Origin of the sequence: Caballeronia sp. TF1N1 (assembly GCF_022878925.1) — a bacterium.
GTDB lineage: Bacteria > Pseudomonadota > Gammaproteobacteria > Burkholderiales > Burkholderiaceae > Caballeronia.
Genome location: NZ_CP084626.1, coordinates 1,742,654 through 1,759,801 on the forward strand (window position 1 = coordinate 1,742,654; position 17,148 = coordinate 1,759,801).

15 protein-coding genes, 5 tRNA genes and 2 pseudogenes are annotated in these 17,148 nt (G+C 62.4%); 2 read left to right on the forward strand and 20 right to left on the reverse strand.

What is annotated here, in order from left to right:
• Positions 1 to 3 precede the first annotated feature (3 nt).
• On the forward strand, positions 4 to 846 hold the full coding sequence (locus LDZ28_RS08045) for a helix-turn-helix domain-containing protein (RefSeq protein WP_244825415.1): 843 nt from the start codon (positions 4 to 6) through the stop codon (positions 844 to 846).
• On the opposite strand, the gene LDZ28_RS08050 is transcribed toward LDZ28_RS08045, so the two are convergent.
• The 7 genes from LDZ28_RS08050 to gltX form a co-directional block, all read right to left on the reverse strand.
• Positions 843 to 1,325 (reverse strand): GNAT family N-acetyltransferase, encoded by a 483-nt coding sequence (locus tag LDZ28_RS08050; protein ID WP_244825416.1) that lies wholly within the window; start codon positions 1,323 to 1,325, stop codon positions 843 to 845. The two genes, LDZ28_RS08045 and LDZ28_RS08050, sit on opposite strands and share 4 nt — an antisense overlap.
• A 149-nt stretch (positions 1,326 to 1,474) precedes the next feature.
• Positions 1,475 to 1,551 (reverse strand) — tRNA-Asp (locus tag LDZ28_RS08055).
• 46 nt (positions 1,552 to 1,597) lie between these two features.
• Positions 1,598 to 1,673, reverse strand: a tRNA-Glu gene (locus LDZ28_RS08060).
• A gap of 86 nt (positions 1,674 to 1,759) precedes the next feature.
• Positions 1,760 to 1,836, reverse strand: a tRNA-Asp gene (locus LDZ28_RS08065).
• Positions 1,837 to 1,883: 47 nt separating this feature from the next.
• A tRNA-Glu gene (locus tag LDZ28_RS08070) sits at positions 1,884 to 1,959 on the reverse strand.
• 176 nt (positions 1,960 to 2,135) lie between these two features.
• Positions 2,136 to 2,211, reverse strand: a tRNA-Ala gene (locus tag LDZ28_RS08075).
• Positions 2,212 to 2,359: 148 nt separating this feature from the next.
• Positions 2,360 to 3,769, reverse strand: a complete 1,410-nt coding sequence (gene gltX, locus LDZ28_RS08080; protein ID WP_244825417.1) for a glutamate--tRNA ligase — start codon at positions 3,767 to 3,769, stop codon at positions 2,360 to 2,362.
• 271 nt (positions 3,770 to 4,040) lie between these two features.
• On the opposite strand from gltX, the pseudogene LDZ28_RS08085 reads away from it, so the two are divergent.
• Positions 4,041 to 4,998: pseudogene (locus LDZ28_RS08085) on the forward strand (patatin-like phospholipase family protein).
• Positions 4,999 to 5,245: 247 nt separating this feature from the next.
• On the opposite strand, the gene LDZ28_RS08090 reads toward LDZ28_RS08085, so the two are convergent.
• From LDZ28_RS08090 to LDZ28_RS08150, 13 genes and pseudogenes are all read right to left on the reverse strand, one after another.
• Positions 5,246 to 6,502 carry a cytochrome c gene (locus LDZ28_RS08090; protein WP_244825418.1) on the reverse strand — a complete coding sequence of 419 codons (1,257 nt, stop codon included), beginning with the start codon at positions 6,500 to 6,502 and terminating at the stop codon, positions 5,246 to 5,248.
• Positions 6,499 to 7,119: a (2Fe-2S)-binding protein gene (locus LDZ28_RS08095; RefSeq protein ID WP_370652135.1), complete on the reverse strand. Its 621-nt coding sequence runs from the start codon at positions 7,117 to 7,119 to the stop codon at positions 6,499 to 6,501. Before LDZ28_RS08095 ends, LDZ28_RS08090 begins: the two co-directional genes overlap by 4 nt.
• Positions 7,068 to 9,170: pseudogene (locus LDZ28_RS08100) on the reverse strand (xanthine dehydrogenase family protein molybdopterin-binding subunit); the annotation flags it as partial. The gene LDZ28_RS08095 and the pseudogene LDZ28_RS08100, both read right to left, overlap by 52 nt.
• An 81-nt stretch (positions 9,171 to 9,251) precedes the next feature.
• Positions 9,252 to 9,449: a Fe-S cluster assembly protein IscX gene (gene iscX, locus LDZ28_RS08105; RefSeq protein WP_244825420.1), complete on the reverse strand. Its 198-nt coding sequence runs from the start codon at positions 9,447 to 9,449 to the stop codon at positions 9,252 to 9,254.
• Between the two features lie 13 nt (positions 9,450 to 9,462).
• Positions 9,463 to 9,804, reverse strand: coding sequence for an ISC system 2Fe-2S type ferredoxin (gene fdx, locus LDZ28_RS08110; RefSeq protein ID WP_244825421.1), 342 nt, complete (start codon positions 9,802 to 9,804; stop codon positions 9,463 to 9,465).
• Positions 9,805 to 9,836: 32 nt separating this feature from the next.
• On the reverse strand, positions 9,837 to 11,702 hold the full coding sequence (gene hscA, locus LDZ28_RS08115; protein WP_244825422.1) for a Fe-S protein assembly chaperone HscA: 1,866 nt from the start codon (positions 11,700 to 11,702) through the stop codon (positions 9,837 to 9,839).
• A gap of 45 nt (positions 11,703 to 11,747) precedes the next feature.
• A complete protein-coding gene (gene hscB, locus LDZ28_RS08120; RefSeq protein WP_244825423.1) occupies positions 11,748 to 12,278 on the reverse strand; it encodes a Fe-S protein assembly co-chaperone HscB in 531 nt (176 codons plus the stop codon).
• Between the two features lie 114 nt (positions 12,279 to 12,392).
• Positions 12,393 to 12,716, reverse strand: a complete 324-nt coding sequence (gene iscA, locus LDZ28_RS08125) for an iron-sulfur cluster assembly protein IscA (RefSeq protein WP_244825424.1) — start codon at positions 12,714 to 12,716, stop codon at positions 12,393 to 12,395.
• Between the two features lie 106 nt (positions 12,717 to 12,822).
• Positions 12,823 to 13,251 carry a Fe-S cluster assembly scaffold IscU gene (gene iscU, locus LDZ28_RS08130; RefSeq protein ID WP_244825425.1) on the reverse strand — a complete coding sequence of 143 codons (429 nt, stop codon included), beginning with the start codon at positions 13,249 to 13,251 and terminating at the stop codon, positions 12,823 to 12,825.
• A 93-nt stretch (positions 13,252 to 13,344) separates the two neighbouring features.
• A complete protein-coding gene (locus LDZ28_RS08135) occupies positions 13,345 to 14,568 on the reverse strand; it encodes an IscS subfamily cysteine desulfurase (RefSeq protein ID WP_244825426.1) in 1,224 nt (407 codons plus the stop codon).
• Positions 14,569 to 14,646: 78 nt separating this feature from the next.
• On the reverse strand, positions 14,647 to 15,174 hold the full coding sequence (gene iscR / locus LDZ28_RS08140; protein ID WP_244825427.1) for a Fe-S cluster assembly transcriptional regulator IscR: 528 nt from the start codon (positions 15,172 to 15,174) through the stop codon (positions 14,647 to 14,649).
• Between the two features lie 139 nt (positions 15,175 to 15,313).
• Positions 15,314 to 15,796: a low molecular weight protein-tyrosine-phosphatase gene (locus tag LDZ28_RS08145; protein WP_244825428.1), complete on the reverse strand. Its 483-nt coding sequence runs from the start codon at positions 15,794 to 15,796 to the stop codon at positions 15,314 to 15,316.
• A 125-nt stretch (positions 15,797 to 15,921) separates the two neighbouring features.
• The gene (locus LDZ28_RS08150; protein WP_244825429.1) at positions 15,922 to 17,127 is read right to left on the reverse strand and encodes a patatin-like phospholipase family protein; all 1,206 of its coding nucleotides are present in this window, start codon (positions 17,125 to 17,127) and stop codon (positions 15,922 to 15,924) included.
• Positions 17,128 to 17,148 lie beyond the last annotated feature (21 nt).

Below are 17,148 nucleotides of genomic sequence, written 5' to 3' on the forward strand. Positions count from 1 at the left end.
TCCATGACTACGTTCGTCGACACGAATCCAGCCAGCGAGAATGTCGAGCACCTCGACATTCCGGTCGAACATTCGCCGACCCGCGATCATCCGATCCGCGTGCGCTCGCGGCCCGTGCCGTATGGCGTGCGGATCGCGCTGCATACACATCCGTGGGCGCAGGTGGCGTACACGTCACGCGGCGTGCTGCGCGTGGCAACCGCCGATTCGACGTGGATGGTGCCGCCTTCCCGCGCGATCTGGGTGCCGCCGAACGTAACGCATGAAGTCGTGATCGTCGAGGACGCGTATCTACGCACCCTTTACGTCGATGCCAGCGTCGTGCCGCCCGGCCTCGGCGCGTGCCGCGTGGTGGAAGTGTCGCCGCTGCTGCGCGAGGTGATCGCCGCACTCGACGAAGACGCGATTTCCCGTCAGCGTGAGCGGCTGCTCGGCACGCTCGCGCTCGATGAAATCATCCGTTCGCAGCCACTTCCGCTTTCCGTGCCGATGCCCAATGACAAGCGCCTGCGCGCGCTCTGCGACGCCGTGCTGAGCGACCCGTCGCATTCGGATCTGGAACGATGGTCGTCGGAAGCCGGGGCGAGCACGCGCACCATCGCGCGGCTCTTCAGGCGCGAGCTCGGCGTGAGCTTTTCGCAATGGCGCCAGCAGGCCGTGCTCGCACGCGCCATTCCGCTTCTGAGCCAGGGACGACCGCTAGCGCAAGTCGCACGGGAATTGGGTTATCAAAGTCAGAGCGCTTTTTCGGCGATGTTTCGCCGCGCTTTCGGGCAAAGTCCTCGCGCGTTTTTTTCGCGTGATGCGGGAACGGGCCACGACGAACGCCCGATGGACGACGCCTAAACGCGGCGCACCATGTGCCGGATCGAACCGAGCAAGGCGAGTCGCGGTCCCGCCGGACGATAGCCCAGACGCACGTAGAGGCGCGCGGCGGGGTTGTCGACGAATACGCGCAACTGGCACTCGGCGAGCCCTCGCGCACGCGCCCAGCGATGCGCCGTGTTCAGCAGGAAGGTGCCCGCGCCGCGCCCGCGAAAGCCCTGCGCGATCTGCACGTCACGAATATGCAGCGAGTCGTCTTCCTCGGTCACGCGCATGACGCCAATAGGCACGCCGTCCGCCTGCAGGATGAAGTTCTCTGACTCGCGCCAGCTCGACAGAAAGAGGTCGCCCCGCCACACGAGATTGTGACGACGATAGTAGCCGACCATGTTGTCGTGCGTGAGCGCTTCGGCGAAAGCGAAATCCGCCATCGACGCCTGGCGCAACTGGAACAGAGAGAGGTCTTCGGTCGGGTCGAGCATCGCACGCGGGACGGGCACGAGGAGGTGCCCTAAACACTATGACAGTGCGCGCCTGCTGGCAATCGACAAATGGATGTTTGCGCAGGATTCGGTGCGCGGGACCTGACGCAAGCGAAAAAACGAGCCCAAAAAAAATCCAGCCCGAAGGCTGGATTTTCTCAACTAGCTGGCGGAGCGGACGGGACTCGAACCCGCGACCCCCGGCGTGACAGGCCGGTATTCTAACCAACTGAACTACCGCTCCAACTCGTTCACCGATTGCAGCGCTTTTACAGCAGCCGCCGATGTTCTGGCGTCCCCTAGGGGATTCGAACCCCTGTACTCACCGTGAAAGGGTGATGTCCTAGGCCTCTAGACGAAGGGGACTTCAACCTACTAAAACTAAACTATCGACACAGCGCAGCGAAAAAAAATCCGGCTTATCAGCCGGAGTCTTCCTGCTTGCAATGCGTTGGCGGAGCGGACGGGACTCGAACCCGCGACCCCCGGCGTGACAGGCCGGTATTCTAACCAACTGAACTACCGCTCCAGCGCTTACTTCCAGGCAGCGCTTCTTACTAGCAGCCGCCGATGTGCTGGCGTCCCCTAGGGGATTCGAACCCCTGTACTCACCGTGAAAGGGTGATGTCCTAGGCCTCTAGACGAAGGGGACAGAAACTTGTGTATCTGTCTTTGTCACTTAATCATTCGCTCTGGGCTTAACAACTTGCCGCAAGCAGCGAAGACCGAAATTCTATACAACCTGATGTTACTTGTGAAGTATTTTTTGCGACTTCCGAAACGCTGGAAACCATACAAACAATACCACCTGCCCTGCAAAACCATTCTTGGTGGAGGTAAGCGGGATCGAACCGCTGACCTCTTGCATGCCATGCAAGCGCTCTCCCAGCTGAGCTATACCCCCTTGCAGAACAGAAACGAGATTCTATAGGCCATTTTTGAAGTTGTAAATACCCTTTGACGCTCGTAGCGAAATTTTTTACCTCTCTTCATGCATTTGCGCGCAATGCATGCATCGCTGGCATTCATCGCGCGCGGCTTTGCGTCTTCAGTCAGCTTGCGGCCAGTTCCAGCCGACGCAAAACGGCTTCGCGGCCGAAGAGCGCGAGTACGGCGTCGAGGGACGGCGTGTGCGTCGTGCCTGCAACCAGCAAGCGAACCGGCATCGCGAGTTGTGGCATCTTGAGCTTGTGCGCGGCAAGCGTAGCCTTCACGGCCGCGGCGATCGCTTCCTTGCTCCACTCCGCTTCGGCGAGCGCCGCGCGCAAATCGGCGATGGCCGGCCGCACTGCATCGGTGACGTGCTGCTTGCGCGCTTCGGGATCGATCGTGGGCTCGCGATAGAACATCACGGCGTTATCGGCGATTTCCTTCACCGTCGATGCGCGGTCCTTCAAAAGCCCGATCGCCAGTTCCAGCGGCGCGCCGTTCTCGATCGCGCTCGCTTCGATACCCGCCTCGCGCAAGAACGGCCGCGTGAGTTCCGCGAGGCGACCGTTGTCCGCTTCCTTGATGTAATGCGCGTTGAGCCAGTTGAGCTTGTCGTGGTCGTATTGCGCCGGCGACTTGCCCAGATGCTCGAGGTCGAACCATTCGACGAACTGTTCGCGCGAGAAGATTTCCGCATCGCCATGCGACCAGCCGAGGCGTGCGAGATAGTTCACGACCGCCTCGGGCAGATACCCGTTGTCGCGATAACCGGTCACGGCCATGGCGCCGTGACGCTTGCTCATCTTCTCGCCCTGCTCGTTCAGCACCGTCGGCAAATGCGCGTAAACCGGCACTTCACCGCCGAGCGCGCGCAGGATGTTGATCTGACGCGGCGTGTTGTTCACGTGATCGTCGCCGCGAATGACGTGCGTGATCTGCATGTCGAGGTCGTCGACGACCACGCAGAAGTTGTAGGTCGGCGTATCGTCGGGACGCGCGATGACGAGATCGTCGAGCTCTTCGTTCGAGATCTCGACCGTGCCCTTCACGGCGTCGTCCCACGCGACCACGCCCGTCAGCGGATTGCGAAAGCGCACCACCGGTTCCACGCCTTCGGGAACCGGCGGCAACTCCTTGCCCGGCTCGGGACGCCACGTGCCGTCGTAACGCGGCTTTTCGCCCGCAGCGCGCTGACGCTCGCGCAGGGCATCGAGCTCCTCGGTCGACATATAGCAGTGATACGCAAGCCCCTTCTCCAGCATCTGCGCGACCACTTCGCGATAACGCTCCATGCGCTGCATCTGATAGAACGGACCTTCGTCGAAATCGAGGCCGAGCCAGGCCATGCCTTCGAGAATCGCGTCAACCGAGGCTTCGGTGGAGCGCTCGACGTCGGTGTCCTCGATGCGCAGCACGAAGGTGCCCTTCATCTTGCGCGCGAACGCCCAGGGATAGAGCGCGGAGCGGATGTTGCCGAGATGGATGAAACCGGTCGGGCTCGGTGCGAAGCGGGTACGGACTTGGGTGGTCATTGCGGTTTTACTCGATGGATGGCGTCTGTCTCGCTCGAAGCCGATGCGCGCTCTACGCGCCTCAAAGCAGACGAGAAGTGTCCAATGACGGCTGATTCGGAAGCGTTCGTGCGGCTGGATCACGCGGCCGGCGCTTCGTCAAAGTGAACCGGAATTATACTCGCGGCCTGCTTTGTGCCGGTCCGTGCGCCTTTGTTTTATGATGTCCGCGCCTTTTTGCCGATACCGGCCAAGGCACGTTCAAAGCAGCAAGGCGCGCCCGGAGTTCAACTTGAAGCCATCGTCATCCCGTCTTTCGCTTTCGCGTCGCGCATTTTCGCTCGCGGCGCTGTCATCCGTCGTGACCGCGTGCACGACCGCCACGGGCGGCAACGCCACGTCGACCACGACCACGAGCACGCCGCCGCCCAAAACGGATACCCAGCGGCAAGCGCCCGTTCGTATCGGGCTTGCACTCGGTGGCGGCGCGGCGCGCGGCTTCGCGCATATCGGCGTGATCAAGGCGCTCGAAGCGCGCAACGTGCCGGTCGATCTCGTGGCGGGCACGAGCGCGGGCTCGGTCATCGCGGCACTGTATGCGTCGGGCATGAACGGCATCGCCATCAACAAGCTCGCGCTCACCATGGACGAAGCCTCGATCAGCGACTGGGCCATGCCCTTTCGCACGCGCGGCATCTTGCAAGGCGTGGCGCTGCAGAACTACCTCAACAAGACGCTCGACAATCGTCCGATCGAGAAGATGGCGAAGCCGCTTGGCATCGTCGCGACCGACCTTCGGAATGGTCAGCCGATCCTCTTTCAGCGCGGCAACACGGGCATCGCGGTGCGCGCGTCGTGCAGCGTGCAGCGTGCCGTCGATCTTCGAGCCGGTGAAGATCGGCGACCACGAATATGTCGATGGCGGGCTGGTGAGTCCCGTACCCGCCGCATTCGCGCACAAGATGGGCGCGGACTTCGTGATCGCCGTGGATATTTCGGCGCGTCCCGAAAGCGGCCTCACGCAAAGCTCGTTCGACGTGCTCATGCAGACCTTCACGATCATGGGACAGACCATCAAGGCTTATGAACTCGACAAGTACGCGGACGCGGTCATCCGGCCGAATCTCAATGCCATGAGCAGCAGCGACTTCAGCCAGCGCAACGCATCGATTTTGGCGGGCGAGGAAGCGGTCGCGAAGATGTGGCCAGCGTTGCAGCGGCAGCTCGTCGAACGCGGCGTGCGCGTTTGAGAAGTATTCTGCCTGGGTAATGCAGCGCGGAGCATGAGCGCGCCGGCGCTCGGATACCACGGCGATTCCTGTGCTCGGGTGCACGGCGAGCGGTTTGAAACCCAACGCGAAGAATCGATCGAGCGACGCACTGTCGCCCAACGATGTCACGGCGACTTGGGTGCTCGAATGCGCGGCAAACCCCAAGCAAAAGAGGCCACGCTCGCCGAGCCGTGGCCTCTTTCGTTCGCGCTACGGAAAACCGCGACTACCTCAGCGACTTCACCTTGTCTGCCGTGATCTCGGCAGGCTGTCCGCCCCACGTTGCGCGAAGATAATTCGCCAGTTCGGCGATCTGCTCGTCGCTATACGTGCCCGCGAATCCAGGCATGTCCTGCATGGCCTCGCCGTGCGGGAACGGCTGCGCCTTTATGCCATCGAGCATCGACACGATCAGGTTGCGCGGATCGGCCAGACGCAAGGTCGAGTTGCCGTCCATCGCTACCGTGACGTGCGGCTTGCCCTCGCCCTCGTGCCCGTGACAACCCGCGCAAGAATCCAGATAGAGCGAGCGTCCCGCAGCGAGCCGCGTGGCGTCACCCGACTGAATGGCGGCGAGCGGCGCGGCTGCCTGCGGCTTGTCGCCGAGCAGATACGTGGCGAGTGCGCGCAGATCGTTGGAATCCAGATGTTGCGTGCTCAGATAGATCACCGGATGCATCTCGCCATACGCCGAGCCTTGCCGCGCGACGCCCGTCGCGAAGAAAGTCTGCAGATCGGCGGCATTCCAGCCACGCGCGGCAAGCGCTTGCGGCGTGATGTCGGGCGCGCCGACACGGCCGAGGGCTTCGCCTTGCAGCGTCTTCGCATCCTGCAACTGGCCGAAGGCACCACGCGGCGTGTGGCACTCGGCGCAATGGCCGAGCGCGTTGGCCAGATAGCGCCCGCGCGTCCAGTCCGCAGATTGTCCCTGCGACGCATCCGGCAAGGTGTCGTTCAAGAACAGCATGTCCCAGAAACGCACGGCGAAGCGCACGTTGTAGGGAAACGAGAGGACCGGCTTGACACTCGGCACGGCTGCCGGCTTCTGCGCCATCAGATACGCGTAAAGGGCGTCACTGTCCTCGCGCGTGATCTGTCGATACGACGTATAAGGCATCGCCGGATACAGCTTGCCATTCGGCGACTTGCCTTCATGCAGCACGGCGTAGAAGTCGTCGGCGCTATAAGAGCCGATGCCGTACTTCGTATCGGGCGTGATGTTGGTGCCGTAGAACGTGCCGAACTGCGATTGCAGCTTCACGCCGCCCGCGAACGGCGCGCCGCCGTTCGCCGTGTGGCATGCGGCGCAATCCGCCGCATGCGCGAGATAGCGTCCACGCGCGATCTGCTCGGGCGAGCTCGTGATGTGAACGGGCGCGTCCCGACGGTCGCCGCACGCGCTCAACGCGAAAGCGGCAAGCGCGAGTGGAATCAGCCGCACGACGCAACGCGACACGAAGCGAGTCACATTCAGTCTCGTCATGCTGCGTCCTTCACCAGGCCGGGCGTCGTGAGCACCAGTTCCTTCACGGCTTCGTAGTAGCGCACGTAACCTGTGCAACGGCAGATGTGGCTGTCGAGCGCCGACATGATGGTCGCTTCGATCTGATCCTTCGCGATGGGATTGCGCTTCAGGTTGTCGAGCAGGACCATCGTCGCGTTGACGAAACCCGGCGTGCAATAGCCGCACTGGAAGCTGAAATGTTCCAGGAACTTCTGCTGCACGGGCGCCAGTTCGACGACTTCGCCCTGCTCGTTGCGCTTCGCGTGTCCCTCGACGGTCCGCACGTTCTTGCCGTCGAAGAAATGCGCGCCGTTGATGCACGAACGCACTTCCTCGCTCGTGCCATCGGCCCGGTCGACGATCACGACGCACGCGTGGCAGATGCCCTGCCCGCAGCCGAGACGCGAGCCGGTCAGGCCGAGATACTCGTGCAGGAAATCGATCATCGGCAAGCCGGATGGCACCTGCATCGGGCCGACCTTATTGCCGTTGATCGTCATGGAGAGCGAGCGCGATTCGACGCCCGCGGCGGATGGGATGGCCGTCATGCGAGCACCTCCTGAATGTTTTGCGGGCTCACCGGCAGATCGGTGAATCGATGTCCGATCGCATGCGCGATCGCGTTGACGATGGCTCCAACCACCGGAATCATCACCACTTCGGCGATGCCTTTAGGCGGATCGGTTTCGGAAAGCGGCGGCAACACTTCGCTGGTTTGCTTCCAGACTGCGACATCGCTTGCGAGCGGCAAGTGATAGCGGTTGAAGTTCCACGTGCCGTTGCCGGGACCGTCTTCGTAAAGCGGCAGATACTCGTGCAGCGCGTGACCGATGCCCATCGCGAGGCCGCCTTGCAACTGCCCGGAGACGAGTTGCGGCGCGATCTGATTGCCGCATTCCATGATCGAATGATGCGAGAGCAGTTCGACCTTGCCGCTGGCCGAGTCGATAGCAAGTTCGACGAGCGTGCCGACCGCGCTGTAATACGTGACCGCGGCGTTGTTGCGCTGCACGGGCGGGATGAACACGCGTTTGCGATCGAGCACGGTATAGCCGTTGGCCGTGGCCTTGCCGCGTTGCTTGCCGTTGGCGGCATCGGCGCTGCCGAAGCGCACCGAGAGTCCGTCGAGCGGTACTTGATCGACGGTGCCCGCGATATCGAACTGCGCCTCGCTCCACTGCCAGCGATTGAAGGTATGCACCGCAGCGCCCGTGACGAGCCCGAGTTCATGCGCCTTCTTCGCGAGCACGTCGAAGGCAAGCGGCTCCATGCCGTCGGCCGCCAGCTTGCCGTCGACCCAGCGCGCATCTTCCACACGCACGACGTACGAGGTCGCCTGACCGCCGCCGATACCCTGCCCCCAGAGCGCGAGCGCGGCGGGCCAGATGCCGTGACGAAACACGACGCGCGCCGCTTCATGCGTGGCGTGCGTGAAGTAGAAGGCGGAATTCGTCGCGCTGGCCGGCGACATATACGCGGGCGACCAGCGCGGATTCGCGCTCAACCGATCCTGCTCGGCTTGCGACATGATGTACGGATCGCCGCTCGTCACGACCGGCAGATCCGTCCAGTCGATGATCGCCATATGCACATCGACGGCGGGCTTGCCGAGCCACTTCGCGACCGCGAGGGCCTGCGAGGTCGACGTGCCGGTGCCGATCTCCGCGCCCGAGTGACTCAACGCGATGCGCCCGTCAGCCGTGAACTCCACTTTCGCGAAGGCGCTTTCCGCGCCCGTACCAAAGTCCTTCTGCGTACACGCGAAGCCGATGCCATAGCGCATTCCCGGATGCGCCGCCTCGAAATCGCTCTTGCGCCGCATGCGTTCGGCCCACAGCGGCAGTTCCTTCGCGCGACGCAACACTTCCTCGGCGCGCAACGCGCCGGCGGGAATGGCGCCTTGCGTGTTCTTCATGCCGGTGCGGAACACGTTCTTCAGGCGAAAATCGATCGGGTCGATATCGAGCTTCTGCGCGATCTCGTCGATCATCATCTCGGTCGCGGCCATGCTTTGCAGCGTGCCGTAACCGCGCGCCGAACCGGCATCGACCGCGTGCGAGGCAATCGCGATCGCGGTCAGATCGCTCTGCGGAATGTAGTAGATCGACTGCGCCGCGGTCGCGCCGACCATCGCGACCGATGGCGAGAAGTTGCAGCGTCCGCCGCCGTTCGCTTCGAAGTCGCCCTTGAAGGCTTGAATGAGGCCGGTGTTCTTGTCGATCGCCATGCGATAGCGCATGTCGAACGCGTGACGCTTGAGCGAGCTCTGGAACTGTTCGAAGCGATCGAAAGCCAGGCGCACGGGACGGCCCTCGCCATACATGGCCGCGACGAGACCGTAGAACGGCACGTTGAAGTGATCCTTCGAACCGTAGCCCACCGTGTAGCACGGATGCAGGAACAGGTTCTTCACCGGAAAATGCGACTTGGCCGCCATCTCCACGGCACTTTCCGCGACTTCGTGCGGACCTTGCGTCGGGACGACCATGTGCAGCGACTGAGTCGCCGCGTCGTACCAGCAATTCGCGTTGTCGGGTTCGAGCGCGGCCGTATCGACCGATTGCGTCTTGTATTCGCGATCCACGACGAGCCAGTCCGCCGGCGGATGATCGAGCTGGTCGGCAATACTTTGCGCGTGGAACATGCCAATATGGTGAAATGCCGCGCGCCCAAAATAAAACGGCGACCTCTTTCGAGAGTCGCCGTCTTTTAGACGATACCAACGCGATCAATAATCCGCGTCTTCGATCCACGCAGCCTGAATGGCTTCGAGAATCTTTTCATTGGAGCTCTGCGGATCGTCGTCGAAACCAACCAGCTCCGTCACCCAGCGATGCAAGTCCGTGAAACGCACATACTGGGGATCGATATCCTGATGCGCATCGGTCAAGGCCATTGCGATCTCTTGAGTATCTGTCCACTTCATGAGCGAGCCTCCGTCAGTGATTTTCTTTGGCGTGGTTAATGGTGTAGCGCGGGATCTCGACCACCAGATCCTCGTCGGCCGGCACCATTGCCTGACATGATAACCGCGATGTCGGTTCGAGGCCCCACGCCTTGTCGAGGAGATCGTCCTCGTCTTCCTCCGACGGTTCGAGCGCGTTGAAGCCCTCGCGGATGATGACGTGGCAGGTCGTGCACGCGCACGACTTCTCGCAGGCGTGCTCGATCTCGATACCGTGTTCCAGCAGATTGTCGCAGATGCTCTTGCCGATATCGGCGTCGATGACCGCGCCGTCCGGGCAAAGCTCCACGTGAGGAAGCACAACGATTTGAGGCATGGACTTAAGTTTTCCGTGAATTTCCGAATGGATCAGACATCGTCGAGCTTGCGGCCGGCGAGTGCGCGGCGAATGCTCTTGTTCATGCGGCGCGCGGCGAATTCGTCGGTTGCAACGGAAAGCGCCTTGGTCGCGTCTTCGATACGTTGCGCCGAATCGCCCTTCGCGATGGTCGCGAGTTCTTCCGCCAGCGTTTCGATCTGCGCGCGTTCGCTCTCGTCGAGCAACTCGGCGTCTGCCGCGAGCGCCGCGTACGTGGCTTCGACCAGCCGTTCTGCATCGACCTGTGCCTCGCGCAGCGCGCGGGCCTGCATGTCGGTCTCGGCGGTCTTGAAACTTTCCTCGAGCATGCGCGCGACGTCGTCATCGGCGAGACCGTAGGACGGCTTCACCACCACCGACGCTTCCACGCCCGAAATCTGCTCGCGCGCGAAAACGGACAGCAAGCCGTCGGCATCGACCTGATACGTCACGCGAATGCGCGCGGCGCCCGCCGCCATCGGCGGAATGCCGCGCAATTCGAAACGCGCGAGCGAGCGGCAGTCGGACACGAGTTCGCGTTCGCCCTGGACCACGTGGATCGCCATTGCCGTCTGGCCGTCCTTGAACGTGGTGAAGTCTTGCGCGCGCGCGGTCGGGATCGTCGAGTTGCGCGGAATGATCTTTTCGGTGAGACCGCCCATGGTTTCGACGCCGAGCGACAGCGGAATCACGTCGAGCAAGAGCCAGTCGTCGCCTTCGCCGCGACGGTTGCCGGCGAGCAGATCGGCCTGAATCGCGGCGCCGAGCGCCACGACCTGATCCGGGTCGAGATTGACGAGCGGCGGCTGGCCGAAATACGTCTGCACCGCGCGGCGGATCACCGGCATGCGCGTCGCGCCGCCGACCAGCACCACGCCCTTGATCTCGGCGGGCGCGACCTTGGCATCGCGCAGCGCCTTTCTCGTGGGTCCGAGCGTACGCGCGACGAGCGCTTCGGTGAGCGTGTCGAACTGCGCTTCGGTCACGGCGACATCGATCACGCGGCCGTCCGAAAGCGTGGCCTGGACGCGCGTTTCATCGGCCGACGAAAGCGCTTCCTTCGCGACTCGCACATGGTCCAGCAAGAGCCGCACGTCTTCGGGCGAAGTGACTTCGACGCCCGCCTGCGCAATCACATGCCGATACAGCACGTGGTCGAAATCGTCGCCGCCGAGCGCGGAATCGCCGCCGGCCGCGAGTACTTCGAAGACACCCTTGGTGAGCTTGAGAATGGACAGATCGAAGGTACCGCCGCCGAGATCGTAGACCGCGTACAGACCTTCCGATGCGTTGTCGAGACCATAAGCGATGGCGGCCGCGGTCGGTTCGTTCAGCAGTCGAAGCACGTTGAGGCCGGCGAGCTTGGCGGCGTCCTTGGTGGCCTGGCGCTGGGCTTCATCGAAATAGGCGGGCACGGTAATGACCGCGCCGACCAGATCTTCGCCGAGCGAATCTTCCGCGCGATAACGCAGCGTGGCGAGAATCTCCGCCGACACCTCGACCGGGCTCTTCACGCCGTCGATCGTACGAATCTGCACCATGCCGGGCGCGTCGATGAAATCGTACGGCGCGTTCTCCGCGCCCTCCACCTCACTCTTGCCTCGACCCATGAAGCGCTTGACGGACACGATCGTATTGCGCGGATCGATGGCCGCTTCTTCCTTCGCGACGCGGCCGATGCGCCGTCCGCCCTTCTCCAGATAGCGCACCACCGACGGCAGCAGCACATGGCCGTCCTCGTCGGGAAGCGCTTCGGGCACGCTGTTGCGCACGGCCGCCACGAGCGAGTTCGTCGTGCCGAGATCGATACCGACCGCCACGCGCCGCTGATGCGGTGCGGGCGCCATGCCGGGTTCTGAGATTTGCAGTAAAGCCATCGTTGATCTTATGGGGTTGTGTGCGGCGCCTGAGGCTCTTGTACGTCAGGCGGTTTCGAGCCGCTCGATCTGCGTGCCGATTTCATGCGCCACGCGCTCGATGAACATCAGTTGCCGCACCGCCTCGCTTGCCGCCTGATCCGACTTGCTGTCGATCAGCGCTTCGAGCTTGGTGAAGCGCACGCGTTCTTCATCGCGCAATTCGTCGAGCAAGGATTCGAGCGCGCCGATATTCTTCGCGCCGGCCGCATCCTCGATATTCTCGCGCCATTCCATTTGCTGCATGAGGAACGCGGGTTCCATCGCCGTATTGTTTTCCGCGCCGACGTCGATACCGCGCAGCGACAGCATGTAGCGCGCGCGCTTCAACGGATCGCGCAGCGTTTGGTAAGCCTCGTTGGCGCGCGTCGCCCATTGCATCGCGATACGGCGTTGCGCGTCGCCCGCCGAGGCGAAGCGGTCCGGATGCACTTGCGCCTGCACGGTGCGATACGCGTCGTCGAGCGCTTGGTGATCGACCGCGAAGACCGGCGGCAGGTCGAAGAGATCGAAGTGACTGTCGTTGAGCGATGCCATTGAGGATTACCGGTTACTCGGAAGATGTCTCGAAGGATGCAGCAAAGTCGAAGCGCGAATGAAAAAGGCGGCACGCGCCGCCTCTTTTGCCGATACCGCCGGCGTCATGCCCGGTTATACGCGGAACGACTCGCCGCAGCCGCACTCGTCCTTCGCGTTCGGGTTGTTGAAGCGAAAGCCTTCGTTCAGCCCTTCACGCGCGAAATCCAGTTCGGTGCCGTCGAGATAGGCGAGGCTTTTCGGATCGATCACGACCTTCACGCCCGCCGACTCGAACACCATGTCTTCCGGTGCGAGTTCATCGACATATTCGAGCTTGTACGCGAGACCCGAACAGCCCGTCGTACGCACGCCCAGGCGCAGGCCGACGCCCTTGCCGCGTCGCGCCAGATACTTATGCACGTGCTGTGCTGCCTTCTCCGTCAACGTGATTGCCATAGTCTTTGCGTCGCGCTCTTTACTTGCTGCGTTACTTCGAAATCCGAGGCGCCGATCTTGCCGGCGCCATTCCAGGGTCGTTGCCTACGCCACCTTCATGCCGCATTCAGGCCGCGTGTTGCTTGGCTTCCGTCTGCTCGGCCTGGGGAGCCGCCACGCCGTGACGTTCCTTGTAGTCGGCGACCGCTGCCTTGATTGCGTCTTCGGCGAGAATCGAGCAGTGGATCTTCACGGGCGGCAGTGCGAGTTCCTCGGCGATCTGCGTGTTCTTGATCGTCAGCGCCTGATCCAGCGTCTTGCCCTTCACCCATTCGGTCACGAGCGAGCTCGACGCGATGGCCGAGCCGCAGCCGTACGTCTTGAACTTCGCGTCTTCGATCACGCCGTCCGCGCCCACGCGGATCTGCAGTTTCATCACGTCGCCGCAAGCCGGTGCGCCGACCATGCCGGTGCCGACCGTGTCGTCGTCCTTCGAGAAGGAGCCGACGTTGCGCGGGTTTTCGTAGTGGTCCAGAACCTTGTCGCTATAAGCCATGATTCGAATTCTCCGGTGATCTATCTCCGCGAGAGGCGGAGCAACATTCTTTCGACCGGCACGCGGCCAGTCGCCAAACCATTCGTGATGCGCTCAGTGCGCCGCCCACTGGATGCTCGAGATATCGATGCCATCCTTGTGCATTTCCCACAGCGGCGACAGGTCGCGCAGCTTTGCAATCTTGTTCTTCAGCAGGTTGATGACGTAATCGACGTCCTGCTCGGTCGTAAAGCGGCCGACCGTGAAGCGGATCGAGCTATGCGCCAGCTCGTCGTTGCGGCCGAGCGCACGCAGCACATACGACGGTTCCAGCGACGCCGACGTGCACGCCGAACCCGACGACACCGCGACATCCTTGACCGCCATGATGAGCGATTCGCCTTCGACGAAATTGAAGCTGATGTTGAGGTTGTGCGGCACGCGGCGTTCCATGTCGCCGTTCACATACACCTCTTCCATGTCTTGCAGGCCCTTGAGCAGACGGTCGCGCAGCATGCGGATACGTTCGTTCTCGGTGGCCATTTCCTCACGCGCGATACGGAAAGCCTCGCCCATGCCGACGATCTGATGCGTTGCGAGCGTGCCCGAACGCATGCCGCGCTCGTGACCGCCGCCGTGCATCTGCGCCTCGATACGCACGCGCGGCTTGCGACGCACGTACAGCGCGCCGATGCCCTTCGGCCCATACGTCTTGTGCGCCGAGAACGACATCAGATCGACCTTCAGCTTCTGCAGATCGATCGCGATCTTGCCGGTGGCTTGCGCTGCATCGACGTGAAAAATGATGCCCTTTTCACGCGTAATCTCGCCGATCGCCTCGATGTCCTGAATCACGCCGATCTCGTTGTTCACGCTCATCACCGATACGAGGATCGTGTCGGGGCGAATGGCGGCCTTGAACTTGTCCAGGTCGATGAGACCGTCGTCCTTGACATCCAGATACGTGACTTCGAAGCCTTCGCGCTCGAGATCGCGCGTGGTGTCGAGCACGGCCTTGTGCTCGGTTTTCACCGTGATGATGTGCTTGCCCTTGCTCTTGTAGAAGTGCGCGGCGCCCTTGATCGCGAGGTTGTCCGACTCCGTCGCGCCCGACGTCCAGATGATTTCGCGCGGATCGGCATTGACGAGCGCCGCGACGTTTTCGCGCGCTTCCTCGACCGCCCGCTCCGCGTCCCAGCCGTACTGATGGCTGCGCGAAGCCGGATTGCCGAACTGCTCGCGAAGATACGGAATCATCTTGTCCACCACGCGCGGATCGACGGGGGTCGTCGCGCTGTAATCCATATAAATGGGCAGGTGGGGAATGTCGTTATTCATCTTTCGCTCCGGGAAAATCGTTCAATACACGTGGCCGGGATGCTCGCACTCGCGCTTCATGAGACGCGCCGCGCGGCTTCAACCAGCCAGGTTGAAAATGGAATTTGGCCCCTTGGGCACCACACGCGCGGCTTCGACGCCTGCCGGTTCGGCGCGGCGGTCGCGCAACACCGACGACGAACCTTCGCGAGCGCGCTGCTGATCGACCAGATCTTTCAGCGAGACGGAATCGAGATACTCGACCATCTTCTGATTGAGCGTCGCCCACAGTTCGTGCGTCATGCAGTGGCCGTCGTGCTGCTTGGTGCCTTCGCACGTGCCCTTGCCGCCGCATTGCGTGGCGTCGATCGGTTCATCGACCGCGATGATGATGTCGGCCACCGTGACATTCTCGGCGCGGCGCGCGAGGTTGTACCCGCCGCCCGGCCCGCGTACGGACTCGACGATCTCGTGGCGACGCAGCTTGCCGAACAACTGTTCGAGATAGGAAAGCGAGATGCGCTGGCGCTGGCTGATGCCTGCCAACGTCACCGGGCCCTGCTCCTGGCGCAATGCCAGGTCGATCATCGCCGTGACGGCGAAACGGCCTTTCGTGGTGAGTCTCATAATTGGGGGCTACCGCTAATACTCGATGATTTCTGTCAAGTATAAATATCCCACAGTTTTAGTCAAGTATCCGGGACCAGATAAGTAGCTGTTTAATTCTATTTCTTGCCGCGCGCAAGGCCGCCGCGTCGTGCCCAATTCAACTGACGAGTTGTGTCCGCAAGGCCGCCAGTAGCCCCTCACAAGCGTCTTCGCATTGATCGAGCACGCGCTCGAAACCGTCGTCATCGCCGAAATAGGGGTCGATGACCACGCGGCTGTCGTCACGCGTCGCGAACTCCATCAACAGGCGAATCTTGTCGCGATGCTCCGGCGGACAGACCGCCGTAAGCGCCGCGACGTTCTTGTCGTCCATCACGATCAACAGGTCGAAGCGCGCGAAGTCTTCGGCCTTGATCTGCCTGCCGCGCAACGGTGAGAGGTCGTAGCCGCGCTTCTTTGCGGCACGTTGAGCGCGCTCGTCGGGCGGATGTCCGATATGCCAGTCGCCCGTTCCCGCCGAGTCGATGATGATCCTGTCCGAAAGCTTCGCCTCCTCGACGAGATCGCGCATCACCGCTTCGGCGCTGGGCGACCGGCAGATGTTGCCGAGACAGACGAAGCAGACGGCGATGGAATTCATCTCAAGCTTGGAGGGACGGTTATCGGCTGCCACCATCGGCAACGCGTGTTCGATAGGCCCGAATTATACAAAGGGTCACAAAAACGCGCGCGCACGAGTCACCCAGCCAAATCCGCCGAGCACGATCAGCTCCCGTCGCGATGAATGTCATGCGTGATGAAGCCGGAGTCGCCGTTCGGCATTTTCAGCCAGTCGCGATGCGCGAGCGTGCGGCGAATGTCGTCGAGCCCGCTACTCCAATGCTCGCGCATGGTCGAAAGGCCGAATTGATAGTCCTTGTAATGCCCTTCGTATTCCTTGTGGCGGTAAATCAGGTGGATCACGTTGTAGCGCTTCGAGCACGCGAGTTCGGCCGCGCGCCGGCACCATTCGTCGTCGTTGCGCAGTTCCTCGGGCACGAGATCCAGCACATGCTGCAATACGTTGCGATACCGCTGTGAGCGCTGCATCTGATCCGTCACGAGACGCGTGCGGCTGGAATATTGAACGTCCTTCACGCGACCCATGACGTCGACGATGCTGTCCGGCACCGGCCCGCGCGCGCTCCAGAGATCGACCTGAAATGCGAGTGTGTCGCGACGCGGCGTGGCCTGCGCAATCTCGTAGAGCGGCGTGTTGGACATGAGGCCGCCGTCCCAGTAGAACTGGCCGTCGACCTCGACTGCCGCAAAGCCCGGCGGCAGCGCGCCCGACGCCATGAAATGCTCGGCGCGCAGCTTGATCTTCGTATTGTCGAAGTAAGCGAAGTTACCGGTTGCCACGTTGACCGCACCGACCGACACGCGCTTTTCGCCCGAGTTGATGCGATCGAAGTCGCACAGGCCTTCCAGCGTGGCCCGAAGCGGCGTCGTGTCGTAATAACTTGCGGTCTGCGGCGAGCCGGCCGCGAGCGGCGAAGGGGGCGGAAAGCGCGGCACGAAAAAGCCCTTTTGCCCTTCCACGATCGCGCCGAACGCCTGCCACGCGGTGAACGCCTTGCGAATCTCGTCGGGCGATTCGAACAGCGCATGCTCGATGAACGCCGGCAATGGAAATCCAAATGCCGGCTGACAAATGGTTTCCCAGAACTGGAGCAGACGCGGCACGCGATCCTTAGGCGCATTGCCCGCGATGATCGCCGTATTCAGCGCGCCGATGGAGATGCCGGCGATCCAGTTCGGCTCGATGCCCGCTTCGTAGAGCCCCTGATAGACGCCCGCCTGATACGCGCCGAGCGCACCGCCGCCCTGCAGCATGAGCGCGATGGTCTCGTAAGGCGGCAAGTCGATGCGCTTGTCGCCTTCGTTCTGAGTCTCCGGTTGCAGCGCTTCGCTGTCGTCGATTTCCGCCATGCCGATGCCTCCGCTTTCTCG

Bases quoted from the DNA above. Each gene is read 5' to 3' on its own strand.
- LDZ28_RS08135 (WP_244825426.1), bottom strand. From the start codon at position 14,568: ATGAATAACGACATTCCCCACCTGCCCATTTATATGGATTACAGCGCG.
- fdx (WP_244825421.1), bottom strand. From the start codon at position 9,804: ATGCCTCAAATCGTTGTGCTTCCTCACGTGGAGCTTTGCCCGGACGGC.
- hscA (WP_244825422.1), bottom strand. From the start codon at position 11,702: ATGGCTTTACTGCAAATCTCAGAACCCGGCATGGCGCCCGCACCGCAT.
- iscA (WP_244825424.1), bottom strand. From the start codon at position 12,716: ATGGCAATCACGTTGACGGAGAAGGCAGCACAGCACGTGCATAAGTAT.
- hscB (WP_244825423.1), bottom strand. From the start codon at position 12,278: ATGGCATCGCTCAACGACAGTCACTTCGATCTCTTCGACCTGCCGCCG.
- LDZ28_RS08145 (WP_244825428.1), bottom strand. From the start codon at position 15,796: ATGAATTCCATCGCCGTCTGCTTCGTCTGTCTCGGCAACATCTGCCGG.
- LDZ28_RS08045 (WP_244825415.1), top strand. From the start codon at position 4: ATGACTACGTTCGTCGACACGAATCCAGCCAGCGAGAATGTCGAGCAC.
- LDZ28_RS08150 (WP_244825429.1), bottom strand. From the start codon at position 17,127: ATGGCGGAAATCGACGACAGCGAAGCGCTGCAACCGGAGACTCAGAAC.
- LDZ28_RS08090 (WP_244825418.1), bottom strand. From the start codon at position 6,502: ATGACGAGACTGAATGTGACTCGCTTCGTGTCGCGTTGCGTCGTGCGG.
- gltX (WP_244825417.1), bottom strand. From the start codon at position 3,769: ATGACCACCCAAGTCCGTACCCGCTTCGCACCGAGCCCGACCGGTTTC.
- iscX (WP_244825420.1), bottom strand. From the start codon at position 9,449: ATGAAGTGGACAGATACTCAAGAGATCGCAATGGCCTTGACCGATGCG.
- iscR (WP_244825427.1), bottom strand. From the start codon at position 15,174: ATGAGACTCACCACGAAAGGCCGTTTCGCCGTCACGGCGATGATCGAC.
- iscU (WP_244825425.1), bottom strand. From the start codon at position 13,251: ATGGCTTATAGCGACAAGGTTCTGGACCACTACGAAAACCCGCGCAAC.